The following is a 7,480-nucleotide window of genomic DNA, read 5'->3' on the forward strand; positions in this document are numbered from 1 at the left end:
CGAAGATGAGTTCAATGGTAGCAGGCACGGTAATAAGGCACTGATCGAATTCCTTCGCAAGAACTATGGTTAACAAGGCGTTCAAGCGGACGCGTGCCGCGCCGCTTAACTTGTCGTTAGTTTTCCTTGAGGAGCAGTGAAATAAATATACGTAGAAAGGACTACAAGCTTGGGAAGGAGAGTAAGCTATTTAAGGTTCTCGTACTTAAAGAGATTCACCAGCTTCAATTGAAGTCGCTAATTCATAGGTTTGCCACACGTGAAGCAAAAGCGATTTGTACAGGTGACTCGTTCTATCTCTGGCGTATTAGGCGGCTTCGCGCAGTAGAAATATATGAGAATCGGTTCGGTGGAGTTCCCGATCTATTTAAAGCTAGAAAACTGCCGGTACTAAAATCGTACTATGTAAATAATGGGGTATATATCTGGCCTCATCCTCGGTACAGTGAGTTCAGGCCCGGTGCGAGCAAAAACTAACAAACGCAAGCAGTATGCTACGGCCCTGCGGGCCTCCGCGGGACGCCCAATGCTATGCACATTTTGTGCGGGTCGCTGCGCTCCCAATTTCGCACAAAATGTGCATAGCATTGGTCGCCCCTGTTGCGGGCGTTATGAATTAAGGAGATTTCTATGGCAATAATTATTAAAGGAAACAAGGGAACAAATATTGGTGGTGATCTAATAAGAGTCGATGTACCACACAATGTGGAACTTGAAATATCAGATAATGAAGGTCATAATGTTGGCGGAGATATTGTAAATCTTAATGTGAGTGTTAGGGAACCTCTGAATAATTCCCAGTCAATTTGGTAGTATTAGGCTATCCGTCAAGGCTACGATAGATCATGCACCAAGTCACCTTTGCCGAAGCAGAATACAAGCTCAAGCGTCGTATAACTCGCCGAGAGAAGTTTCTTTCTCAGATGAATACCCTCATCCCATGGCAGCGACTAGAAGCTCAAATAGCGCCTTGTTATCCACGGGGCAAGCGTGGCCGGCAGCCTTATCCATTGAGTGTCATGCTGCGCATTCATTGTATGCAGCTGTTTTACAATCTCAGTGATCCGGCTATGGAAGATGCGCTATATGAGATTGAATCTATGCGTAACTTTGCCGGGTTGACTCTGAGCGGTCCAATTCCCGATGAGACAACGATTCTTAACTTTCGCCACTTATTAGAGTCGAATCAGCTGAGTACAACTCTATTTGGGGAAATTAATAAACACCTCGCTGAGAATGGCATGGTACTGCGTGAAGGTACCATTGTAGATGCCACTATTATCTCCGCTCCAACTTCAACTAAGAACAAAAAGAAGAAGCGCGACCCAGAAATGCACCAAACTAAAAAAGGTAATCAGTGGCATTTCGGGATGAAGATGCATATCGGTACAGATGACACCCTCGGACTCATACATAGCCTCGACACAACAGCCGCTAACCAACATGACATTACTGCGACAGGCAAATTGCTTCATGGTAAAGAGAAGCGAGTTTGGGGGGATTCTGGCTACACGGGTGCAGAAAAGCGAGAAGAGCTTAAATCTAAAGCAGTGGAGTGGCTTATTGCAGAGAAGCGTAGTCGCCTGAAGTATCGCCCGTGCCGAACTGAGTTACGAAAGGTAGAAAAAATAAAGGCGCAAATTAGGGCAAAAGTAGAACACCCATTCCGATATATTAAAAATATCTTCGGGTATGGCAAAGTACGCTATCGAGGTTTAGAAAAAAACACTCAGCGCTTATTTCTGCTGGCTGGCTTTACCAACTTACTAATTGGGAAAAAGTATCTGCTGACCTAGGGTTAGTGTGCCTTAAATTCGCCAAAGGCGGATCTAAGGCAGAAAAAATGGAGATAACTATGTATAGAAAGTAGGGTTTCGAGTAAGAAATAGGCATTTTTAGCTATAGGAAGCCTGATGCAAGGCTAAAGGCTGATTTTTCAGAGCATCCTTAGCTCTGATTCTTTGACTTCATTTGTATCTGAAGCTTCGAAGCATTTCCATGAATTAACGCCAGAGCAACAAAAAGGCTTCGCTTCTACCATTGAAACTCTAAAAACTAATGGCAAAGCAAAAAATCAAACTGCATTGCAGTGGCTATATGATTTATCTGTCTCAGTTCCAGGAAGTGCAATAGCTGGAGTCATCTTAAGTTTTCTTGGCGTTAGTTCATAACAAGTTGCTTAAATACGTTCCGGCCGCAAAAGGCGCGGCCTCCACCGGACAGCCTACGCTACGCTTCGGCTGCCGTTTAGCAAGGCGTTATTGTGGCGGTCATTTTTTAGATGGTTTGTAGTTGCTGCAAGTACCAATCTCTACCTGAACAGACTCCTCCAGAGAGTTTTGCTGGAAACTAGCACCGTAGTTTCGTTCAAGTGCCTTCTTTTTAAGTCAACAAGCCCTGCAAGCCAGTTGCACCTGTGTGGAGTGCCGATTAGCTAGTTAAATGGTGGGGAAAGTATGGTATTTTTCCCTGTAAATTTATCGGGCAGTGGTCAGCCAAAGAAAGGTGGCTGGCAAAGAGCAAGTCGGTTGTTCAGAGCGCGCCAGCTATAACCAGGCCAGGCAAGATCGCCCAGCCGGAGGCTGGGCTGGACAGCCTACGCTTCGCTTCGGCAGCCCTTGCTGGCAACGTTATGTGGTCGTACTTGAGAAATGAATCAAGAATTGGAAGAACAGGAATTTGAAAAGTATTGCCTTGCTGAAGAGGCAATCAAAGATATCTTGTACATGTATTATGTGTGCGCCGATTATCGCTGCCTGTTTAGCGATTTCGGTACAGAGGATGGGAAATTCGATCCGTTTTCGTATGTAGATTGCACAGCAGAATCTATTGGTGGCGAAGGGTTGGACATAGATTTACTTCATGAGGGGGCTGCGATAAAAATGGCTTGCTATATTCTGCAAGCTTGGGACCAAGGTGGCTATCCAGAAGTAAAAACGGATATGATTCTCAATATTCAGGAATGTTTGAGGCAGGGAAGGCTTGATCATTTGCCGCAGCTAAGAGAGTTCATCGAGTTAGCCCTAAAGTCTGGTGTCGAAGCAGAAGAAAAGTCGCCCGAAATTTACAAAGAATATGTCGCAGGCTATTTCAGAAGGTTAATCGGGGAAAATACATAACAAATGCATGCAGCATAGCCCAGCTGCGCTGGGCTGGACCTCCGCAAGCGTGGCTTGCTCCGGCCGCTGATGCAGGCGTTAGCTCACTTACGGAGAATATAAAATGTGGACGTTTGATGGAGATATATCATCTTCATGTGACGAATGTGGAGAGGTACACGTCGTCCCCATTTCAGATTTCAATAATGAGTGTTACGGAGGTGAGTATCATCAAAATGGCATGGGCCAAGAGAACAATTACGAATTGTTGTTTGAATTCAACTGCACCAAATGTGGTTCTGAGATACAACTGAAATTTGATGCCACAGAGTATCCTGTAGATGTATTGAGCTATGTAATAGATAATACGCAAGGTGCTAGCTGCGAAAATAAGCCAGACATCAAGTATCTCCCTGAGCATGAAGAGATATATCTATTTCCTGAGCCAAAATTAATTATTTCAGAAAGTAGAATAATTACCGATGTAGGCCTTCTTAGTTCTAACATACCAGAATTAATTAGATTTCTAAGTCAGAATCCTGAATATTTACATCAAATTTCACCTCGTGAATTTGAAGAAATTATTGCAGAAATATTTAGAAGTAAAGGCTTTGAGGTCGCACTAACAGCTAGCACCAGAGATGGTGGAAAAGACATAATAGCTGTACATCGAAACGAGTTAGGTATTGATACAAAATATTTTATTGAGTGTAAGCGCTATGCACAATCAAATAAAGTTGGTGTTGAGCTAATAAGATCCTTGCACGGTGTTAGAAACACGAAGAACGGCCCAAATAAAGTAATATTGGCTACCACATCAACCTTTACAAGTGGTGCTATAGATTTTGCACAAAATCAGGCAACAAGTGAGTGGGACATCACGCTCAAGGATTACCATGATATCCTTGCATGGATGAGATCCTATTAGTTAAAAGAGCTAACAAGCGCATGTTGTCGGACTGGTTTTCCGCTGCGCTCCAAACCAGCCGCAAATGCGGGCGTTAATTGCCCAAGAGAAGTCATGCCGTATAAAAATATTATTAGAATTGTTGTAGTTGTTTGTCTGGTCGTAGCTGCTTACTTTACTGGAGAGCAGAGAGGGCTAGAGCGGGGCATAGAAATCTCAGCAGTGTTTACGCAGTCAGGGCGGTCGGTAGATCAAGCAAACATGATTGCTCTTCTCCTCGGATTTTCAAGGCGCGGAGAGGAAGAAAAAATGTATGAGTGGGGTGAAAAATTTATTGTCCAAAATATGGACACTTACAATAATATTCAGACCACCTTGGAGACAGAATCTGTCTCTATCAAAGATACTGAGCTTTATGAGCTCCTGGATGTGATGGTCAATTCTTTTCCATACGCTACTACTGAAGCTTACATGGAAACATACATTGAGGGCGGTAAGAGCTCCGATGGCACATCAAGCAATTAACAAAGCCAGGCAGGATGCTCCGGGCCTCCGGCCCTCCTCGGGACAGCTTACCTTGCGCACATATTGCGCGGGTCGCTGTGCTCCCATTTTCGCGCAATATGCGCACAAGGTAAGCTGCCCCTGCTGGCGGCGTTATTGTGGCGGTCATTTTTTAGATGGTTTGTAGTTGCTGCAAGTACCAATCTCTACCTGAACAGACTCCTCCAGAGAGTTTTCCTGGAAACTAGCACCGTAGTTTCGTTCAAGTGCCTTCTTTTTAAGTCAACAAGCCCTGCAAGCAAGTTGCACCTGTGTGGAGTGCCGATTAGCTGGTTAACTGGTGGGGAAAGTATGGTATTTTTCCCTGTAAATTTATCGGGCAGTGGCCAGCCAAAGGTGGCTGGCAAAGAGTAAGTAGGTTGTTCAGAGCGCGCCAGCTATAACCAGGCCAGGCAAGCTCGCCCAGCCGGAGGCTGGGCTGGACAGCCTACGCTCTGCTTCGGCTGCCCTTGCTGGCAACGTTAGGTGAAAAACTATGAATCGAGTTCTTATCAGTCTTGTATTTCTATTTGCCTCTAGTTTGGCGTTCGCCTGTACTGCCCCTAAAATGGGGCCTAACTTTGATAAGCTCATCAAGGTAGAAAAAGTTGCATCGAATACGTTTCAGGCGACTATTTCTATGAATGCTGAGGGCTTAAATTACGGAGCTGAAGCAACTGTAGAATACTATCCTGCTAATTCTGAGAACAGGTTTGGTGAATATTCAAAAAGAGTTCATTTAAAAGAAAAAGGTACTGTGTACGTTTCTACTTTCGAGCTAAAAAATATTGAAGGGCATATTCCATTCTTGCAAGTGTTTTGGTCTCCAGAAAAATGTTGTCTATGTGGTGCTTACGGTAAATCAAATGACCTTACACTTGAGTGAATCACCTAACAAGCGCATGTTGCCGGACTGGTTTTCCGCTGCACTCCAAACCAGCCACAAATGCGGGCGTTATGCAGTGAATATATGAAGAAACATGGCCCATCGAAATTTTTATATCCAGGATTAAAAGTGTGCGATGCCGAGGTTCATGCCATGGCAAGGGCCTGGATAAAATTTGAACTTCAATCGCCTCAAGGAATGTCTAAGGCTGAAGAAGCTCTAACGTATGGCGCTGTAAACAACCCAGCCGAGAACTTCAGAGTAATATGAGAAATTTGTAGGCGTACCAAGGACTCGGATTTACTAGTGAAGGTTGGAGTATGTTTGCTAGAAGAACTTTTGGCATATAGTGCCCATAAGATCATCAGAAAGCTATCAGCCGAGCTACGTCACAATATGTCTTTTAGAAAAGCCTTCAAACATGCATATGTAACTCAAAGGGATAAAGGTTATCGTGCTACTAAAATATTGGCTAAAGAACTATAAAAAAGCATAACAAATTGCTGCATCCGACCACCTACACTCCGCTCGCTTTGTGCTGTACGCTACGCTAGCACAAGGCGGCTCCATTCCGGCGGCGGCTGAGCAAGGCGTTAAGAGCTCCAAGTATGAAGTATATCGATGGTCAAGTAGCTCACATTGGGGACGTAGTGGAATACTCGGATGGAGCTACGGGCGTAGTTGTATGTTCAATTGACGAGGATGAATATCAGGCGTCATTTACGAAAGAAAATTGGTCCTATCTAAAGAACGGAATAATGGTCGAAACAGAGTCATATGGATTGATACATTCAAAAGAAGAAGATAAAGACCTCAAGCTATTGCGGAGATTTGGTGACTCTTAACAAGTTTAGGCAGCCGACGCACTAAAGTGCGCGCCTGCTAAAAGCGTTATGGACTCTGAATAATGAGAAAGAACCTAGCCATACAGTTTACATTGCAAGGGATATTTTTCCTTGGGCTTTTCGCTGTTCTAGTAAAGCACGGCGGCAGTGATACGTTTACCGTCCTCCATAATGAGGCCCGAAATGTTTTCTATCCACATTTAGTCGGCCTGCTTCTTTCTGCCACTATCGCTTCGGTTCTATTCAGTTCATTCGGACTTGCTAGGGTTGGTAAGTCAGCAATCCTTGGCCTGCAATCTATTTTTGCTCTGGCTGTGCTCGCCCAAGGGTCAATCGCTCTTATTATTGTCCCTTTTCCCGTGTACTATGCATTTAAATACTGGCGCGCTGAAAATGCATAACAAGTTGCTCAAGTACACTCCGGCCGCAAAAGACGCGGCCTCCGCGGGACAGCCTACACTGCGTTTCGGCTGCCCCTTAGCAAGGCGTTAGCTGTACATTGACCTTTTCCACAAGAATGAATAAAAATGAAATATCTAGTTTTTTCTTTCCTCGCTATATTTTCCTCTATCGTTTTCGCGGAAACTGCTAGCGATAGAGCGCAAGTTTACTTTAATGACTTGGCGGAGGGCCGCTATGCGCAAGCTGCTGAGCATTTTGACCCCAAACAGCTCAGAGAATTCAGGGAGCTAATGAGCTTCTATACCGTTCTTCCTGAAAATGAGAGGTCGCAGTTCATTAACTCATTCTTTGGAGAAAATGAAACAGAAGAATCAGTCAAAAATAAAAGTGACGTAGAATTTTTTGCCGGACTATTCAGTTTCATAATGCTTAGAGCGGAAGCTGCAGGCGGTATCAACTTTGATGGTATGGAGATACTTGGCGAGGTAAAGGAGGGAGATGATACATCTCACCTAGTAACTCGAAACAAAGTAAGTGTAGGGGAAGTCAACTTAGAGGCAATGGAGGTTGTTTCTCTAAGGAGAATCGACAAACATTGGAAAGTGAAGCTCTCTGGAAAATTAAAAGGCTTACCTCAGCAGTTAGAAAAAGCGTATTCCAAGTAATAAGCATGAAACAGCTAACAAGTGACTATGGCCCTTTGTCAAATATTTAAACCATTTTCTCATCCCAGTAGGTGTTGTTTTTTACCATCGTATTGAGGATGGTAAGTTGCTTCCTCATACATGCGATAAGGGCT

Annotated in this window: 9 protein-coding genes; all 9 read left to right on the top strand. The window is 44.1% G+C overall.

Annotated elements, in window-relative coordinates; all coding sequences use genetic code 11:
- Positions 1–630: 630 nt before the first annotated feature.
- The 9 genes from LC073_RS21150 to LC073_RS21190 all read left to right on the top strand — a co-directional run bounded on the left by LC073_RS21150 (position 631) and on the right by LC073_RS21190 (position 7,346).
- The gene (locus LC073_RS21150; RefSeq protein ID WP_226649577.1) at positions 631–813 is read left to right on the top strand and encodes a hypothetical protein; all 183 of its coding nucleotides are present in this window, start codon (positions 631–633) and stop codon (positions 811–813) included.
- Positions 814–845: 32 nt separating this feature from the next.
- Positions 846–1,796, top strand: a complete 951-nt coding sequence (locus LC073_RS21155; RefSeq protein WP_226649578.1) for an IS5 family transposase — start codon at positions 846–848, stop codon at positions 1,794–1,796.
- A gap of 855 nt (positions 1,797–2,651) precedes the next feature.
- Positions 2,652–3,119: a hypothetical protein gene (locus LC073_RS21160; protein ID WP_226649580.1), complete on the top strand. Its 468-nt coding sequence runs from the start codon at positions 2,652–2,654 to the stop codon at positions 3,117–3,119.
- A 103-nt stretch (positions 3,120–3,222) separates the two neighbouring features.
- A complete protein-coding gene (locus LC073_RS21165; RefSeq protein WP_226649581.1) occupies positions 3,223–4,026 on the top strand; it encodes a restriction endonuclease in 804 nt (267 codons plus the stop codon).
- 93 nt (positions 4,027–4,119) lie between these two features.
- Complete coding sequence (locus tag LC073_RS21170) at positions 4,120–4,530, top strand: hypothetical protein (protein WP_226649583.1); 411 nt, start codon at positions 4,120–4,122, stop codon at positions 4,528–4,530.
- A 514-nt stretch (positions 4,531–5,044) separates the two neighbouring features.
- On the top strand, positions 5,045–5,434 hold the full coding sequence (locus LC073_RS21175; RefSeq protein WP_226649585.1) for a hypothetical protein: 390 nt from the start codon (positions 5,045–5,047) through the stop codon (positions 5,432–5,434).
- A gap of 608 nt (positions 5,435–6,042) precedes the next feature.
- On the top strand, positions 6,043–6,279 hold the full coding sequence (locus LC073_RS21180) for a hypothetical protein (protein ID WP_226649586.1): 237 nt from the start codon (positions 6,043–6,045) through the stop codon (positions 6,277–6,279).
- Positions 6,280–6,341: 62 nt separating this feature from the next.
- Positions 6,342–6,680, top strand: a complete 339-nt coding sequence (locus LC073_RS21185) for a hypothetical protein (RefSeq protein ID WP_226649588.1) — start codon at positions 6,342–6,344, stop codon at positions 6,678–6,680.
- Positions 6,681–6,806: 126 nt separating this feature from the next.
- A complete protein-coding gene (locus LC073_RS21190; protein WP_226649589.1) occupies positions 6,807–7,346 on the top strand; it encodes a hypothetical protein in 540 nt (179 codons plus the stop codon).
- The last annotated feature ends 134 nt before the right edge of the window (positions 7,347–7,480 follow it).

Origin of the sequence: Microbulbifer variabilis, assembly GCF_020524905.1 — a bacterium.
GTDB lineage: Bacteria > Pseudomonadota > Gammaproteobacteria > Pseudomonadales > Cellvibrionaceae > Microbulbifer > Microbulbifer variabilis_A.